This is a genomic window from Massilia sp. LC238, from assembly GCF_000735635.1.
In the GTDB taxonomy this organism is placed as follows: domain Bacteria; phylum Pseudomonadota; class Gammaproteobacteria; order Burkholderiales; family Burkholderiaceae_D; genus Telluria; species Telluria varians.
The window spans coordinates 16,065-30,952 of sequence record NZ_JNNN01000065.1 but is presented as its reverse complement, the minus strand read 5'-3'; the positions used below and the strand labels follow the sequence as shown (position 1 = coordinate 30,952).

Here is a 14,888-nt window from a genome sequence, read left to right as displayed (position 1 = left end):
CTTTGGCTCCCACCATGAACCAACTCGAACAACTCAAGCAGTACACCACCGTCGTCGCCGACACCGGCGACTTCCAGTCGATCAAGGCCTATGCCCCGCAGGACGCGACCACCAACCCGTCGCTGATCCTGAAGGCCGTGCAGAAGCCGGAATACCGTCCGCTGCTGGAAAAGGCCGTCGCCGACGCCAACGGCGCATCGGTCGACGCCATCGTCGACAGCCTCCTGATCGCCTTCGGCGTCGAGATCCTGAAGTACGTGCCGGGCCGCGTCTCGACCGAGATCGATGCCGCCCTTTCTTTCGATACCGAAGCCACCGTCGCCAAGGGCCGCGAACTGATCGCCCTGTACGAAAAGAACGGCGTCTCGCGCGAGCGCGTCCTGATCAAGATCGCCTCGACCTGGGAAGGCATCCGCGCCGCCGAGATCCTGGAAAAGGAAGGCATCCACTGCAACCTGACCCTGCTGTTCTCGCTGTGCCAGGCCGTTGCCTGCGCCGAAGCCGGCGTCAAGCTGATCTCGCCCTTCGTCGGCCGCATCTACGACTGGTACAAGAAGTCGACCGGCACCGACTACACCGGCGCGGACGATCCGGGCGTGCAGTCGGTCAAGCGCATCTACCAGTACTACCGCAAGTTCGGCTACCAGACCGAAGTGATGGGCGCGAGCTTCCGCAACACCTCGCAGATCCTGGAACTGGCCGGCTGCGACCTCCTGACCATCTCGCCGGACCTGCTGCAGAAGCTGGCCGATACCGAAGCGCCGGTCGAGCGCAAGCTGGTCGCGGACGCGGGCGCCGACATCGAGAAGATCGCGATCGACGAGAAGACCTTCCGCTTCATGCTGAACGAAGACGCGATGGGGACCGAGAAGCTGGCCGAAGGCATCCGTGCCTTCGTGGCGGATTCGATCAAGCTGAAGAAGATGATCGAAGAACTGCGGAAGTAAAAACAAAAGCGCACCCGAGGGTGCGCTTTCTACATGGGGCGCCGCTCAGGCGCCTCAGGCGGCGCGCAGCCCCGCCAGGTAAGTATCGATCACCGTCCCGCCCAGTTCCCGCAGGTCGAACAGGGTCGGCTCGAAGATCCAGTTGCGGATCAGGCCGTCGACCAGGATCCAGCCGCCCTGTGCGGCCGCCAGCGTGCCGACGCCGGGACGCAGCATGCCCTTCTCCTGCGCCTGTTTCAGCTGGCCTTCCATCCGCTCCTGCCACAGGGCGATCGACTCGCGCCGGCGCGCGCGCACCGCGTCCACCTCGTCGATGAATTCCGTCTTCAGCGTGGCGATCTCGAACACGCGGCGCGCCTTCTCGTCTTCGACCACGATGCGCAGCACGGTCAACATGTCGTCGCGCAGGCATTGCAGCGGATCCTTCACGTCGCGTTCGTGGTCGAGCTGCTGCAAGGCCTCGTCCATCGGCAGTTTCGCGCGATCGAACATGGCGTTGAACAGCGCGGCTTTGTCCAGGAAATGCCAATAAATAGCACCGCGCGTCACACCCGCAGCGGTCGCAATATGCTGTAAAGTCGTTCTTGAAACGCCTTGTTCAGCAAACAATCTTTCAGCAGCATCCAGGATGCTGTCGCGGGTTGCCGCAGCTTCCGCTTTGGTTTCACGTGCCATTTTTTTTGCGCCCTCCCATTTGAAGGGGCTCTCCAGCAATAAACATACAGCCGTGATAGTATATAAAACTGTCCGTAAAATCCAGCGACAATTCCTGCGTGATCGAAAGGTGTGCGCCGGATATCGAAACAACAATGAGAAGGAAGCATACGTAATGCGCTCAGACCACTCCTCCCACTCCCTGACCCGCATCGCCGCAGGCACGCTGGTGGCCATCGCCCTGTTGTCGGGCTGCGGCAAGAAAGATGCCCCGGCGGCCGGTGCCCCGGGCGGCGGCATGCCGGCGCCGGAAGTCGGCGTCATCACCACCAAATACGAACCGGTCGCGCTGCTGACCGAACTGCCGGCGCGCGCCGAGCCGGTGCGTACCGCCCAGGTCCGTGCACGTGTCGACGGCGTGGTGCTCAAGCGCCTGTTCACCGAAGGCAGCATCGTCAAGCAGGGCCAGTCCCTGTTCCAGATCGACCCGGCGCCCTACCAGGCGCGCCTCGCGGCGGCCCAGGCCGACGTCGGCAGCGCCCAGGCGACCCTGAACCAGGCCACCGCCCAGGCCGAGCGCTACAAGCCGCTGGTGGAAGCCAATGCCATCAGCAAGCAGGAATACACCAACGCCGTCGCCGCCCAGAAGCAGGCGGAAGCGGCCGTGGCGGCCGCCAAGGCCCAGGTGCGCATCGCCCAGATCAATACCAGCTACGCCAACGTCTATGCCCCGATTTCGGGCCGCATCGGCCGCGCGCTGGTGACCGAGGGCGCGCTGGTGTCGGCGGCCCAGGCCACCGAACTGGCGCTGATCCAGCAGACCGACACGATGTACCTGAACATCACCCAGTCGGCCAGCGAACTGCAGCGCCTGCGCAAGCAGGCCGGCAACAACGCCAGGGACGCCGCGGTCAGCGTGATCCTCGACGACGGCACCGAGCTGGCGACCAAGGGCCGCCTGCAGTTCTCGGACATCACCGTCGACCCGGGCACCGGCCAGGTCACCCTGCGCGCAACCGTGCCCAACCCCGATAACGCCCTGCTGCCGGGCCAGTACGTGCGCGTACGCCTGGCCCAGGCCGAAATCCCGAACGGCATCGTGGTGCCGCAGCAGGCCGTCACCCGCGGCGGCCAGCAGGGCGACACCCTGATGGTCGTCGGCGCGGACAACAAGCCGGCCCAGCGCGTCGTCAAGATCGGCTCGCAGCAGGGTTCCAACTGGATCGTCACCGACGGCCTGAAGGAAGGCGAACGCGTGATGGTCGACGGTTTCCAGAAGCTGCAGATGCTGCCGCCGGGTACGCCGGTCAAGGCAGTGCCGTGGCAGGCCGCGGCCGCGCCGGGCGCAGCGCCGGCGCCGGCCACCGCCAATGCCGGCCAGGCCGCCGCCAACAACGCGCGCCAGCTGCCTGCTTCGGCCCCGTCGGGCTCCACCGCCGGCGCCGCGCCGGCAGCCGCCTCGACGCGTAACTGAGCTGCTGCAGGAAAAGAACAGGACTAATTCATGGCACGTTTTTTCATTGACCGCCCAATTTTCGCGTGGGTGATCGCGCTGTTCATCATGGTGATCGGCGCGGTCTCGATCACCCAGCTGCCGGTCGCCCAGTATCCGAACGTGGCTCCGCCATCGATCGTGATCAATGCCGCCTATCCGGGCGCCTCGGCACAGACCCTGGAAGACTCGGTCATCTCCGTCATCGAACGCGAGATGAACGGTTCGCCAGGCCTCGTCTACATGGAATCGAGCAGCACCGCCAACGGCAGCGGCTCGATCACCCTGACCTTTGAAACCGGCACCAACCCCGAGCTCGCGCAGGTGGATGTGCAGAACCGCCTGTCGCGCGCGGCCCCGCGCCTGCCGGCGGCGGTGAACCAGCAAGGCGTGCGCGTCGACAAGGTGCGCGCGAACTTCCTGCTGTTTACCATCCTCTCGTCGGACGATCCGAAGTGGGATCCGATCGCGCTGGGCGACTACGCCTCGCGCACGGTGCTGCCTGAAATCCAGCGCATCAAGGGCGTCGGCACCGCGCAGCTGTTCGGTACCGAGCGCGCCATGCGCGTCTGGATCGACCCGGCCAAGCTGGTGGGCTACCGCCTGAGCCCTGGCGACGTGAACAACGCGATCCGCAGCCAGAACGCCCAGGTGGCTTCGGGCACCATCGGCGAACTGCCGCTGGCGAAAGGCCAGGAAATCACCGCGACCGTGGTCGTCACCGGCCAGCTCTCGACCGTCGAACAGTTCGGCAACATCGTGCTGCGCGCGAACCCGGACGGCTCGACCGTGCGCCTGAAGGACGTGGCCCGCATCGAAATCGGCGCCCAGGCCTATGGCACCTCGGCGCGCCTGAACGGCAAGCCGTCCACCGGTATCGGCGTGCAGCTGGCGCCATCCGGCAACGCGCTGGAAACCGCGCGCCTGGTGAAGCAGCGCATGGATGAACTGTCGAAGTTCTTCCCGCCCGGCGTGAAGGCCACCGTGCCGTTCGACAGCTCGAAGTTCATCGACATCTCGATCGAGCAGGTGCTGCATACCCTGGTCGAAGCGCTGGTGCTGGTGTTCCTGGTGATGTACCTGTTCCTGCAAAACTTCCGCTACACGATCATCCCGACCATCGTGGTGCCGGTCGCCCTGCTGGGTTCGCTCGGCACGCTGCTGGCGCTGGGCTACTCGATCAACGTGCTGACCATGTTCGGCATGGTGCTGGTGATCGGTATCGTGGTCGACGACGCCATCGTGGTCGTCGAGAACGTCGAGCGCATCATGTCCGAGGAAGGCCTGCCGCCACTCGAAGCGACCCGCAAGGCGATGGGCCAGATTTCCGGCGCCATCATCGGCGTGACCGTCGTCCTGATGTCGGTGTTCGTGCCGCTGGCCTTCTTCGGCGGCGCGGTGGGCAACATCTACCGCCAGTTCTCCGTCGTCATGGTGTCCTCGATCGCCTTCTCGGCCTTCCTGGCGCTGTCCCTGACGCCGGCGCTGTGCGCGCACTTCCTGAAACCGGTCGCGGCCGGCCATCACCACGAGAAGCGCGGCTTCTTCGGCTGGTTCAACCGCAAGTTCGGCGCCACCGCCAAGGGCTATGAAGGCTGGGTCGGCAAGCTGATCCGCCACTCGGGCCGCGGCCTGGTGGCCTTCGTGCTGGTCTGCGGCCTGGTGACGCTGTTCTTCACCCGCATGCCGAATTCCTTCCTGCCGAACGAAGACCAGGGCTACGTCATCGCCAACATCCAGCTGCCGCCGGGCGCGACGCTGGAGCGCACCAGCGAAGTGATGGCCACCGCCGAAAACTTCATCATGAAGCAGCCGGAAGTGGCCAACATGGTCAGCGTGCTGGGCTTCTCGTTCTCGGGCGCCGGCCAGAACATGGCCCTGGCCTTCATTCCGCTGAAGGACTGGGACGAGCGCAAGGGCGCGGGTTCGGACGCCCAGTCGGTGGCCAACCGCATCATCGGCGGCCTGTCGGGCATCCGCGACGCCTTCATCTTCGCGCTGTCGCCGCCGCCGATCCCGGAACTGGGCCGCGGCACCGGCTTCAGCTTCCGCCTGCAGGACCGCGGCGGCAACGGCCACGAGGCCCTGCTGGCGGCCCGCAACCAGCTGCTCGGCATGGCCGCGCAGAGCCCGATCCTGACCGGCGTGCGCCCGGAAGGCCTGGAAGACGCGCCGCAGGTTCGCCTGGACATCGACCGCGACAAGGCGCAGGCGCTGGGCGTCACCTTCGACGCGATCAACACAGCGATCTCGACTTCGCTGGGCTCGGCCTACGTGAACGACTTCCCGAACGCCGGCCGCCTGCAGCGCGTGGTGGTGCAGGCCGACGCCAAGGACCGCATGCAGCCGGACGACCTGCTGCGCATCAACGCGCTCAACGTCCAGGGCCAGCCGGTGCCGCTGTCCTCGTTTGCCACCACCAAGTGGGTGACCGGTCCGATGCAGACCCTGCGCTACAACGGCTACCCGGCGATGAGCATCTCGGGCGACGCCAAGCCGGGCTACTCGACCGGCGACGCGCTGGCCGAGATGGAGCGCCTGGCGGGCCAGCTGCCGGCGGGCTTCGCGTTCGAATGGACCGGCCAGTCGCGCGAGGAACAGCTCTCCAGCGGCACCATGGGCATCCTGATGGCCTTCTCGCTGCTGGCGATCTTCCTGGCCCTGGCGGCGCTGTATGAAAGCTGGTCGATCCCGGTGTCGGTGCTGCTGGTGGTGCCGTTCGGTATCCTGGGCGCGGTGCTGGCTGCCATGATGCGCGGCTACCCGAACGACGTGTACTTCAAGATCGGCCTGGTGACCATCGTCGGCCTGGCGGCGAAGAACGCGGTCCTGATCATCGAATTCGCGAAAGACCTGCAGGCGCAGGGCAAGTCGCCGATGGAAGCGGCGATCGAGGCGGCGCACCTGCGCTTCCGCCCGATCATCATGACCTCGCTGGCCTTCATCCTCGGCGTGCTGCCGCTGGTGATCGCGGGCGGCGCCGGCTCGGCATCGCAGCGTGCGATCGGTACCGGCGTGATGGGCGGTATGATGACGGCTTCCACCCTGGGCGTGCTGTTCGTGCCGTTGTTCTTCGTCGTGGTGCGCAAGCTGTTCAAGGGCAGCAAGCGCCAGCAGGACAAGTACGCGCACCATGCTGACGCGGCCACGGTCGTCGAAGGAAAACAACCATGATCCAAACAATGAAAAAACTGACTCCGCTGGCACTGGCAATGATGCTGGCAGGCTGCATGTCGCTGGCGCCGAAGTACGAGCGCCCCGCGGCGCCGGTGGCCGAGGCCTTCCCTGAACTGGCCAAGCCGGCCAGCGCCCCGGCCGCCCAGGTGGCGAACGAGGCGCCCGCAAGCATCGCATGGCAGCGCTTCTTCCCGGACGCGCGCCTGCGCGGCCTGATCGAGCAGGCACTGAGCAACAACCGCGACCTGCGCGTCTCGATCGCCAACATCGAGCAGGCACGTGCGCAGTACCGCATCAGCCGCGCCGACCGCCTGCCGACCGTGGGGCTGGGCATCAGCGGTCAACGCCAGACCACCGGCGAAGACCAGCCGATCAACAGCCTGTACCAGTCGGGCTTCTCGGTTTCAAGCTTCGAGCTGGACCTGTTCGGCCGCGTACGCAACCTGTCGGAAGCCGCGCTGGCGCAGTTCCTGGCAACCGAAGAAGCGCGCAAGTCCGCGCAGATCAGCCTGATCTCGTCGGTGGCCAACGTCTACCTGCAGCTGCTGGCCGACGAAGAGCTCCTGGCGATCACCCAGCAGACCCTGGGCACACGCCAGGAATCGCTGCGCCTGACCCAGCTGCGCTTCGACAACGGCGTGGCCTCGCGCTTCGAGCTGCAGCAGGCGCGCTCGCTGGTGGAAACCGCGCTGGCCACGCTCGCGGCGCAGCAGCGCCAGCGCGCGCAGGACCTGAACCTGCTCACGCTGCTGGTGGGCACCCCGGTACCGCCGACCGCGGCCGCCGGCGCCACCCTGGCCTCGACCGAGCTGCCCGACCTGCCGGCCGGCCTGCCTTCGGACCTGCTGGCCAACCGCCCGGACATCCGTGCGGCCGAGCAGCAGCTGATCGCCGCCAACGCCAACATCGGCGCGGCGCGCGCCAACTTCTTCCCGCGCATTTCCCTGACGGGCAGCGTGGGCAGCGCCAGCACCGAGCTGTCGGGCCTGTTCAAGTCCGGCACCTACGGCTGGAGCTTCGCGCCGCAGGCGATCCTGCCGATCTTCGACTACGGCCGCAACACCGCGGTGCTGGGCTCGGCCCGCGCCGGCCGCGACATCGCGGTGGCGCAGTACGAGCGCTCGATCCAGACCGCGTTCCGCGAAGTGGCGGACGCGCTGGCCGGGCAGTCGACCTTCAGCGAGCAGCTGCGTGCGCAGCGCGCGGTGGCCGAGGCGGAAGCCGACCGCTTCAACCTGGCGGACCTGCGCTACCGTAACGGCGCGGCCAGCTACCTCGAGCTGCTCGATGCCCAGCGCGCGCTGTTCCAGGCGCAGCAGGCGGCGGTGCAGGCCAACCTGCAGCGCCTGCAGAACCAGGTCACGCTGTACAGCGTGCTGGGTGGCGGATGGACCGAGCCGGCCACGCCGGTGGCGGCGCGCTGAGCGCTTCCTGCGTCGTTCAAGATCGGGCCTTCGCGGCCCGATTTTTTTTGCGGGCGGGGTTTGCGTCCGGGGTCAGGTCTGACATTTGGACACGAACTCGAGCATTACCTTGCGGCATTGTTCAGCCCGTGTCCGATTGTCAGACCTGACCCCGTGGTTTGAATTGAAACGCGGAATCGAAGCGCTGCCGGTTTGCACAAATGGCTACACTGAACGCATGAACGCTTGGGGGCTTGCCGCCCGACTGCCATGCGCAAATTCGCTCGCTCACACTGGAAAATCCTCATCGCGATCCTGCTGGCGATCGCGCTGGCGACACTGACCTTGGAAACCGATTCCGCCGCCCCTGCCCCGGACCTCTCCGTCCGCCTGCGCACGCACGTCGAGGCGATCGCTTCCCGAGAACACAATACCGCCACGCCGCGCGAACTGGAACAGGCCGCGCGCCACATCGAAACCACGCTGGAGGGCTACGGCTACCGCCTGCGCCGCCAGGAGTACGAGGCCGGCGGCCAGAAGGTGCGCAACATCGAGGTCTCGGTATCGAACACCGCGCCGGGTGCGAAACCGGAGCGCATCTTCATCGTCGGCGCCCACTACGATTCCGCGCGCGGCGCCCCCGGCGCCAACGACAACGGCAGCGGCACCGCCGCCGTGCTGGAACTGGCGCGCCTGCTCAAGACCATGCAGCCGAGCCGCGGCACCGAAGTGAAGTTCGTCTTCTTCGTCAACGAGGAACCGCCCTGGTTCATGGGCGAAGAGATGGGCAGCATGCAGCATGCCCGCGACCTCAAGAAGAACGGACACAATGTGGAAGGGGCCTTGATCCTGGAGACGATCGGCTGGTATTCGCAGGCGCAGAACAGCCAGAAGCTGCCGCCCGGGCTGGAGAAGCACTACCCGAGCACCGGCAACTTCATCGCCTTCGTGGGCACGCTCGAATCCTCGGCCCTGGTGCGCCAGGCCCTGGCGGCCTTCAAGGCCCAGTCGGATTTCCCGGCCGAAGGCCTGGCGGCGCCGGCCCACGTGATGGGCGTGACGCTGTCGGACCATTCTTCGTACAACCGGCACGGCTACCCGGCCCTGATGATCACCGACACCGCCTTCCTGCGTTACCCCTATTACCACACGGCGGAGGACACGCCGGATAAGCTGGACTATGCGAGCATGGCGCGCGTGGTCAGGGGGCTGGCGCGGACCATGGAATCACTGGCAGGGGCTGCGCGCACGTAGGGTGGGCGGGGTAATTTCGGGCAATGCCCGGAATTACGAACGCCCACGCGGTGATCGCTGCGGGCTCCGATCTCGCGCGGGATGATCTTGCTGGTAACTATCACCGCGTGGGGTGATCCGGGCCAGTGGCCCGGATCACGAGCCGCCCACCCTACGCCCCCAGGAACATCTCCTGCAGGTCGTTCAGGAAACGCTGCCCGAGCTCGGTCGGCTTGATGAGCTTGTGGTCACGGTAGAGCAGTCCCTTGCCTTCCGCCTCGTTCAGCGCCTTGGCAATCGCGCTGATGCTCATGCCGGTGCGCTCGGCGAACAGGTTCGGATCGAAGCCGTCGACCAGGCGCAAGGCGTTGAGCATGAACTCGAAGCCCATGTCGCCGCGTGCGATCTCGTGCTCTTCCTGCACCGGGTTGCCGCGCCTGGCCGCCTCGATGAAGGAGCCCGGCTGCTTGTAGCGCGCCTGGCGCAGCACGCGGTGCGGGAAGGAGATCTTCGAATGCGCGCCGGCGCCGATGCCGAGATAGTCGCCGAACTGCCAGTAGTTCAGGTTGTGCTTCGCCTGCCGCCCTTGCCTGGCGTAGGCCGAGACCTCGTAGTGCCGGTATCCCGCCGCGGCCGTCGCTTCCAGGATCATGTCCTGCATGTCGGCACTTAGATCGTCGTCCGGCAGGACCGGTGGGTACTTCGCGAAGACCGTGTTCGGTTCCATCGTCAGGTGGTACATCGACAGGTGCGGCGGGGCGAAGGACAGCGCCGTCTCCAGGTCGCGCCGCGCCTCGTCGAGGCTCTGCCCCGGCAGCGCGAACATCAGGTCGAGGTTGAAGTTGTCAAACGTCGAGCGCGCGATCTCCACCGCGCGCAGGGCCTCAAGCTCGTCGTGGATGCGCCCCAGCGCCTTCAGGTGGGCGCCGTTGAAGCTCTGGATGCCGATCGACAGGCGGTTGATGCCGCTCTCCCGGTAGGAGGTGAAGCGCTCGGCCTCGAAGGTGCCGGGGTTGGCTTCCATCGTGATCTCGGCGTCCAGCGCCAGGGGCAGCAGGGTGCGCACGTCGGACATCAGGCGATCCAGCCCGGCGGCCGACATCAGGCTGGGCGTGCCGCCGCCGATGAAGATGGTGTGGATCTTGCGGCCCCAGATCATGGGCAGTGACTGCTCCAGGTCGAGGCGCACGGCGTCGAGGTATTCCTTTTCCGGCAGCTCGCCCTTGGCCTCGTGCGAGTTGAAGTCGCAATACGGGCACTTGCGCACGCACCACGGGAAGTGGATGTAGAGCGAGAGCGGCGGCAGCGTCGTGAGGTTCAACGCGCCCGGCTGCAGGTACTGCAGGGCGGTGGCGGCGGGAGAGCGCGATTCGCCGGCGATTTTGCCAAGATCTGAACCGGCGACTTTAATGGGGATCATTTCAGTTTTTCTACCAGTGCACGCAGGGCCTGGCCGCGGTGCGAGTGGGCGTTCTTCACGCTTGGTTCGAGCTCGGCGGTGGTCTTGCCGAGCGAAGGAATCAGGAAGTGCGGGTCGTAGCCGAAGCCGTTGACGCCGCGCGCGGTCTCGATGATCTCGCCGTGCCACTGGCCGTCGGCGATGACCGGCTGCGGGTCGTCGGCGTGGCGCACGTAGACCAGCACGCAGTAGTAATAGGCCGACTTGTCGGCGTGGCTGGCCAGGTCGGCGACCAGCTTCTCGTTGTTGCGGGCGTCGGATTTCGGCTCGCCGGCGAAGCGGGCCGAGTAGACGCCCGGCGCGCCGCCGAGCGCGTTGACGCACACGCCCGAGTCGTCCGCCAGGGCCGGCAGGCCGGTCAGGCGCGAAGCGTGGCGGGCCTTGGCCAGCGCGTTTTCCACGAAGGTGCCGAAAGGCTCTTCCGCTTCCGGGACATTGAATTCGCCTTGCGGGTGCAGCTCGAAACCGATGGGTTCGAGGAGCTGGGCGAATTCCTTCAGTTTGCCGGCGTTGTTGGAGGCGAGGATCAGGCGTTGGGTCATGGAGGGCTCGGGGATAGGTTTGCTGCGGAGGGTGGGTATTTTAGCGCTTTGGGCTAAAGAATGCTTCGGTGGCTGCACTTGCAAACTTGGGTTCCGGCCTTCGCCGGAACGACGGTTTCAAAGTTGACCACTAGCTCATGCACGTCGTTCCCGTGCAGGCGGGAACCCAATTTTCAGACCGAGGTCGATTAGGCTGATTAGCCAACCAAGCCCAACGACTGCTTCTGCAGTTTGATCAACTCCGTAATCCCCAGCTGCCCCAGGTCCAGCAGGCGGTTCATGCCGACGCGATCGAAGGCCGCGCCTTCCGCCGTGCCCTGCACCTCGATGAAATGCCCCTGGTCCGTCATCACGATGTTCATGTCGGTGTCGCAAGCCGAATCCTCGACGTAGTCCAGGTCCAGCACCGGCGTTCCCCCGTACACGCCGACCGAGATCGCCGCCACGAGGTGCTTCACCGGCACCGCCGGGACCAGGCCCTGCCCCGCCAGCGCACTGAAGGCGTCATAGGCTGCGACCATCGCGCCGGTGATCGAGGCGGTGCGGGTGCCGCCGTCGGCCTGGATCACGTCGCAGTCCAGGTGCAGGGTGCGCTCGCCAAAGGCTTCGAGGTCGAAGGCGGCGCGCAGCGAGCGGCCGATCAGGCGCTGGATCTCCTGGGTGCGGCCGGTCTGCTTGCCGCGCGCGGCTTCGCGGTCCATGCGCGTGTGCGTCGAACGCGGCAGCATGCCGTACTCCGCCGTCAGCCAGCCCTGCCCTTTGCCCTTCAGGAAGCCCGGCACCTTCTCTTCGATGCTGGCGGTGCAGATCACCTTGGTGTCGCCGCACTCGATCAGCACCGAGCCTTCGGCGTGTTTGGTGTACTGGCGGGTGATGCGGATGCTGCGCAGCTGGTCGACCGCGCGCCCGCTCGGGCGTTGTGCAAACGTCATGGGAATCCTTATTTAAGTAATTGGGAGGATTTCTCGATCGCCTCGCGGATCTCGGCAATCGCTTTTTCGATTTCGTCTTCGTCGAAGGCATCCGCACCGGCGGGCAGCGGCTGCCCGGCGGTGATGGTCGAGCTGACCTCGTCCTCCGGCAGCATCTGGGTCGAGATCACGTCGGGCGACAGGATGCCCTTGGCGTCCGCGCCCTGCCAGGTGATCGCCAGCGCCGTCGTGTTGTCGGCGCGGGCGCCGCCGATCGCGGCGGCCATTGCCACCATGTCCGGCACCGCCTGCACGATGGTGGAGGTGGACAGCCGGTGCACGATCTCGGTCTCGGGCAGCATGCCCCACAGGCCATCGGAGCATAGCAGCAGCGTATCGCCCGGCTCCAGGCTGGCCTGGCGCGAGATGTCGATCTTCGGCGCCTGGCCCGCACCGAGGCAGTTGTACAGCTTGTTGCGGTCCGGATGGGTATTGCGCTCGGCTTCAGTCGCCCTGCCGCGCTCGATCAGGTATTCCAGGTGCGAATGGTCGCGCGTGCGCGCCAGCACCTGGTTGCGGCGCACCCAGTACAGGCGCGAGTCGCCGCAGTGCGCCCACACGGCGCAGTTGTGCTGCACCAGGCAGGCCACCACCGTGGTGCGCGGCGTCTCCGGCAGCTTGTGACGCTCCGCATAGGCCAGGATGTCCCAGTGGGCCTGGTTCAAGGCCTCTTCCAGGAAGCGCTCGGGCTTCTTCACATAGGGCTTGGCCTGCATGCGGAACATCATCGACAGCGTCTGTAGCGCGATGGTCGCGGCGATCTCACCGCGCATGTGGCCGCCCATGCCGTCGGCCAGCACCAGCAGCAGCGCGTCGCGCGTGAAGCTGTAGCCCATCCGGTCCTGGTTGACCTTGCGCCCGCCGATGTGGGTCTGCTGGTAGACGGAAAACTGCATGCTGCCTCCAAGTTCTTAATTGCCGGCCCTGCCGCCGACCTTGCCGAAGCGCCCGACCAGGCCGCGCCAGCCCCCTGCCCGCGCGGGCGCCTCTTCAGCGGCATCGGGCTGCGGCGCCAGCGTCGGCGCCGCCTGCAGCACCTTCTGCATCGAGAATACGCTCTGCGGCCGGCTCAAGGGATCGAGCGCCATGCACGCGCGCACCATCTCGACCAGCTCGGGCGAATAGCTGCCTGCGATCTTGGCGAACTGCGCCTCGGTCTTGTCCTCGTCCTTGCGCGCCTCGACCGGGGGCGGCATGCTGCGCGTCATGCAAGCATACATGGCTGCGCCGATGCTGTAGATGTCGGTCCAGGGCCCGAGCGTGGCCGCCCTGCCGTACAGCTCGGGCGCCGCGAAGCCCGGGGTGTACATCGGCGCCAGCATCGGCGCGTCGAGGTTGATGGTCTGGCGCGCCGCGCCGAAGTCGAGCAGCAGCGGCGAGCCATCTACGCGCAGGTAGATGTTGGCCGGTTTCAGGTCGAGGTGCAGCAGCTTGTTGGCGTGGACTTCGCGCACGCCGGCGCACACCCCGTTGAACAGCTGGCGGATCGAGGCTTCGCCCATGCGGCTGCCCCTGGCGTGCAGGCGGGCGATGTGGTCCTGCAGGGTGTGGCCGGATTCGTAGGCCATCACCATGTAGACCGTCTCGTGGGCGCGGAAGAAGTTCACCACCCGCACCACGTTCGGATGGACGATCCGGGCCAGCGCCCGCCCCTCTTCGAAGAAGCACTTCAGGCCGATGCGGAATACCGGTAGATTGGGCCTGGAAACGACCGGTATCAGCTCGCCGGGCGCGCGCAAGGCGAGCTGGCTGGGCAGGTATTCCTTGATGGCGACCGCGTTGCCCTCGGCGTCATATGCCAGATAAACAATACTGAACCCACCGGACGCAATTTTCTTTACAATGCGATATCCGGCAATTTCCAGGCCATCAGGCAGGGGGGCATTATTCTGTGCGGCCATTAGAGTCCTTGCTTAACAGGGCGATTGTGTGGGATAAATGTTGCCTTTGTAAAGGCCACCTCGATCAGCCCCTGACGGTTCTCGAGGTATCTAAAGAATAAAAAAGACGGGGAAATCTTTGAGCATTTCAAGCATGACAGGTTATGCGGTTGCCACCAGCGAAAGCGCTGCCGGCACCCTCACGATCGAGATCAAGAGCGTCAATTCGCGCTTCCTCGACCTCCAGTTCCGCATCAACGACGAACTGCGCGCGCTGGAACCCGACCTGCGCGCCGCCATCATGGCCGCCATCACGCGCGGCAAGGTCGAGGTGCGCTTGTCCTTCGGCCGCAAGACCGCGGGCGGCTCGCAAGTGCTCAACCAGGAATTGCTGGCCGACCTCGCGCGCCTGCAGGCTGAAGTCACCAAGCATTTCGCCCAGGCGGCGCAGATGACGGTGGCCGAACTGCTGCGCTGGCCCGGCGTGATCGAAGAGTCGACCGTGGGCCAGGAGTCGCTGCAGCTTGATGTCGCCGCCCTCACCGCCACCACCGTGGCGGCTTTCGTCGACAGCCGCAGGCGCGAAGGAGCGGCACTGGAAGCGATGCTGCTGTCGCGGATCGACGCGATGGAAGCGATCGTCAAGCGCATCACCCCGCTCATCCCGCAGGTGATCGCGCAGTTTCAGCAAAAGGCCATCGAGCGCATGCAGGACGCGCTGGGCCTGGCCGGACACGGCAACCCGTCGACCCTGACGCGCCAGGAAGTGCTGGAGCGTATTCGCCAGGAAGTGACGCTGTACGGCATCCGCATCGACGTCTCGGAGGAACTGTCGAGGCTGTCTGCCCATCTAAACGAGACGCGACACATCCTGAAGCGGGGTGGCCAGGTCGGCAAGCGCCTCGACTTCATGATGCAGGAACTGAACCGCGAAGCGAACACGCTGGGCGCCAAGGCCTCGGTCAAGGAGCTGGCGGATGCGTCGATGGAGCTGAAGCTGCTGATCGAGCAGATGCGCGAGCAGGTGCAGAACCTCGAATAATTTGAGATAGATGTTGTCGTTGCGCAACAGTGTGCAACGTGCATTTGAACGCGTGGGCGGGAGACCCGCCCACCCTACGAACGGCGAT

Annotated in this window: 12 protein-coding genes and 1 pseudogene; 6 read left to right on the top strand and 7 right to left on the bottom strand. The window is 65.9% G+C overall.

The features are described from left to right. Positions 1–14 precede the first annotated feature (14 nt). Positions 15–947, top strand: a complete 933-nt coding sequence (gene tal, locus FG94_RS17020; protein ID WP_036214137.1) for a transaldolase — start codon at positions 15–17, stop codon at positions 945–947. 54 nt (positions 948–1,001) lie between these two features. Here the strand turns inward: tal and FG94_RS17015 are convergent, their stop codons facing one another. Further along, positions 1,002–1,439 (bottom strand): hypothetical protein, encoded by a 438-nt coding sequence (locus FG94_RS17015; RefSeq protein ID WP_229445980.1) that lies wholly within the window; start codon positions 1,437–1,439, stop codon positions 1,002–1,004. Positions 1,440–1,496: 57 nt separating this feature from the next. After that, positions 1,497–1,622, bottom strand: a pseudogene (locus FG94_RS28285) (TetR family transcriptional regulator); the annotation flags it as partial. A gap of 154 nt (positions 1,623–1,776) precedes the next feature. Between FG94_RS28285 and FG94_RS17010 the strand changes: the two are divergent. The 4 genes from FG94_RS17010 (at position 1,777) to FG94_RS16995 (ending at position 8,927) form a co-directional block, all read left to right on the top strand. Then, positions 1,777–3,075, top strand: a complete 1,299-nt coding sequence (locus tag FG94_RS17010) for an efflux RND transporter periplasmic adaptor subunit (RefSeq protein ID WP_036214133.1) — start codon at positions 1,777–1,779, stop codon at positions 3,073–3,075. A gap of 30 nt (positions 3,076–3,105) precedes the next feature. Beyond that, positions 3,106–6,267 (top strand): efflux RND transporter permease subunit, encoded by a 3,162-nt coding sequence (locus tag FG94_RS17005; protein ID WP_036214131.1) that lies wholly within the window; start codon positions 3,106–3,108, stop codon positions 6,265–6,267. Positions 6,268–6,275: 8 nt separating this feature from the next. Next, positions 6,276–7,694 carry an efflux transporter outer membrane subunit gene (locus FG94_RS17000; RefSeq protein ID WP_036214129.1) on the top strand — a complete coding sequence of 473 codons (1,419 nt, stop codon included), beginning with the start codon at positions 6,276–6,278 and terminating at the stop codon, positions 7,692–7,694. Between the two features lie 249 nt (positions 7,695–7,943). Then, complete coding sequence (locus FG94_RS16995) at positions 7,944–8,927, top strand: M28 family peptidase (protein ID WP_051996870.1); 984 nt, start codon at positions 7,944–7,946, stop codon at positions 8,925–8,927. Between the two features lie 151 nt (positions 8,928–9,078). Here FG94_RS16995 and hemW read toward each other — a convergent pair whose 3' ends face one another. The 5 genes from hemW to FG94_RS16970 all read right to left on the bottom strand — a co-directional run bounded on the left by hemW (position 9,079) and on the right by FG94_RS16970 (position 13,779). Beyond that, on the bottom strand, positions 9,079–10,326 hold the full coding sequence (hemW, locus tag FG94_RS16990; RefSeq protein ID WP_036214127.1) for a radical SAM family heme chaperone HemW: 1,248 nt from the start codon (positions 10,324–10,326) through the stop codon (positions 9,079–9,081). Continuing rightward, positions 10,323–10,907, bottom strand: coding sequence for an RdgB/HAM1 family non-canonical purine NTP pyrophosphatase (gene rdgB / locus FG94_RS16985; protein WP_036214125.1), 585 nt, complete (start codon positions 10,905–10,907; stop codon positions 10,323–10,325). Before rdgB ends, hemW begins: the two co-directional genes overlap by 4 nt. 197 nt (positions 10,908–11,104) lie before the next feature. After that, positions 11,105–11,839 (bottom strand): ribonuclease PH, encoded by a 735-nt coding sequence (gene rph, locus FG94_RS16980; protein WP_036214124.1) that lies wholly within the window; start codon positions 11,837–11,839, stop codon positions 11,105–11,107. Between the two features lie 8 nt (positions 11,840–11,847). Continuing rightward, positions 11,848–12,774, bottom strand: a complete 927-nt coding sequence (locus FG94_RS16975; protein WP_036214122.1) for a PP2C family serine/threonine-protein phosphatase — start codon at positions 12,772–12,774, stop codon at positions 11,848–11,850. Between the two features lie 15 nt (positions 12,775–12,789). Further along, positions 12,790–13,779: a serine/threonine-protein kinase gene (locus FG94_RS16970; protein ID WP_036214120.1), complete on the bottom strand. Its 990-nt coding sequence runs from the start codon at positions 13,777–13,779 to the stop codon at positions 12,790–12,792. 133 nt (positions 13,780–13,912) lie between these two features. On the opposite strand from FG94_RS16970, the gene FG94_RS16965 reads away from it, so the two are divergent. Further along, positions 13,913–14,800 (top strand): YicC/YloC family endoribonuclease, encoded by an 888-nt coding sequence (locus FG94_RS16965; protein ID WP_036214118.1) that lies wholly within the window; start codon positions 13,913–13,915, stop codon positions 14,798–14,800. The last annotated feature ends 88 nt before the right edge of the window (positions 14,801–14,888 follow it).

Coding starts and splice junctions, on each gene's coding strand:
- tal (WP_036214137.1), top strand. CDS start 15: ATGAACCAACTCGAACAACTCAAGCAGTACACCACCGTCGTCGCCGAC.
- FG94_RS17015 (WP_229445980.1), bottom strand. CDS start 1,439: ATGTTCGATCGCGCGAAACTGCCGATGGACGAGGCCTTGCAGCAGCTC.
- FG94_RS17010 (WP_036214133.1), top strand. CDS start 1,777: ATGCGCTCAGACCACTCCTCCCACTCCCTGACCCGCATCGCCGCAGGC.
- FG94_RS17005 (WP_036214131.1), top strand. CDS start 3,106: ATGGCACGTTTTTTCATTGACCGCCCAATTTTCGCGTGGGTGATCGCG.
- FG94_RS17000 (WP_036214129.1), top strand. CDS start 6,276: ATGAAAAAACTGACTCCGCTGGCACTGGCAATGATGCTGGCAGGCTGC.
- FG94_RS16995 (WP_051996870.1), top strand. CDS start 7,944: ATGCGCAAATTCGCTCGCTCACACTGGAAAATCCTCATCGCGATCCTG.
- hemW (WP_036214127.1), bottom strand. CDS start 10,326: ATGATCCCCATTAAAGTCGCCGGTTCAGATCTTGGCAAAATCGCCGGC.
- rdgB (WP_036214125.1), bottom strand. CDS start 10,907: ATGACCCAACGCCTGATCCTCGCCTCCAACAACGCCGGCAAACTGAAG.
- rph (WP_036214124.1), bottom strand. CDS start 11,839: ATGACGTTTGCACAACGCCCGAGCGGGCGCGCGGTCGACCAGCTGCGC.
- FG94_RS16975 (WP_036214122.1), bottom strand. CDS start 12,774: ATGCAGTTTTCCGTCTACCAGCAGACCCACATCGGCGGGCGCAAGGTC.
- FG94_RS16970 (WP_036214120.1), bottom strand. CDS start 13,779: ATGGCCGCACAGAATAATGCCCCCCTGCCTGATGGCCTGGAAATTGCC.
- FG94_RS16965 (WP_036214118.1), top strand. CDS start 13,913: ATGACAGGTTATGCGGTTGCCACCAGCGAAAGCGCTGCCGGCACCCTC.